The sequence below is a fragment of the Alienimonas chondri genome, from assembly GCF_013036045.1.
GTDB classification, from domain to species: Bacteria; Planctomycetota; Planctomycetia; order Planctomycetales; family Planctomycetaceae; genus Alienimonas; species Alienimonas chondri.
In genome coordinates this window covers 1-938 of the sequence record NZ_WTPX01000341.1, presented here as the reverse complement: position 1 = coordinate 938, position 938 = coordinate 1, and the positions used below count along the sequence as shown (strand labels likewise).

1 pseudogene is annotated in these 938 nt (G+C 74.5%); it reads right to left on the bottom strand.

The features are described 5' to 3' along the window. Positions 1-318: 318 nt before the first annotated feature. Positions 319-938: pseudogene (locus LzC2_RS21540) on the bottom strand (hypothetical protein); the annotation flags it as partial.

Sequence of the window (938 nt, the reverse complement as noted above, 5' to 3'; positions counted from 1 at the left end):
GCCCAGTATCGGGCCGTGCGGGGCGTGCTGGCCCAGGCGGACCGCCCGCTGGCGCCGGGGGACGTCGCCGCGTTCTTCAAAGGCGCCGGCCCGGCGAAGGTCGCCCCGGTGCTGGAGGTGCTCGCCGACCTCGGCCACGCCGGCCGCACCGACGACGGCCGCTTCACCGGCTGATCGATTCCCCCAATCAACGCTTGCGGTTTCGCGGGTCCCGAGATCCTTCGGGCGTCGCTCTCCATGCTGACGCCGCGGCGTGACGTGCACAGGGCTGCGGACACGGCGACGACGCGGCGAAAGCATGCCGCCCCGGTCGGGCGATCAGCGGTCGACGTCCGCCTCCTCGGCGTCGTTCTTGGCAGGGAATCCGAAGTCTAAGGCCGCCGGCTTGGCGGGTTTCTTGCCGGCGCGGGCGGCGGCGGCGATGGACTCCGGGTCGAGTTCCTCGCCGGGGGCGGCGCGGAGGTCGGTCAGCAGGGCGACGATCTGGCGGTGCACGGCGTCGGTCTGGCGGACGACCAGCACCGCCCGGCCGGTGCCGGCGGGGCCGGTTTCCAGGTACTCCATCGCGCCGCCCTCGCCCTCGATCTCCTCCCAGCCGCCGCCCTCGCCGACGCCGCCGGTGGTGGCGTGAATGAGGTCGATGAGGGATTGGAAGGCGTACCCGTAGACGGCGTCCTGCGGGTCGCCGGGCAGCAGTTCGAGGCGTTTCTCGAAGAACTTGAGCCGGGCGTCCCACTCCGCGGCGGCGCGGTCCGCGGCGGTGACGGCGTTCCCCGGCGCTCCGCCGAACTCTTTCCCGGGCCCGCCGAACTGGGCGGCGGCGATCATCGCCGGGGCGAGCGCCGGGCCGATCTCCCCGGGGCGGAGCGCCGGCAGGCTGAATCCGCCGCCGCCGAACCCGCCGCCGCCGCGGTAGTTCCCGCCTCCCAGTCCTCCGC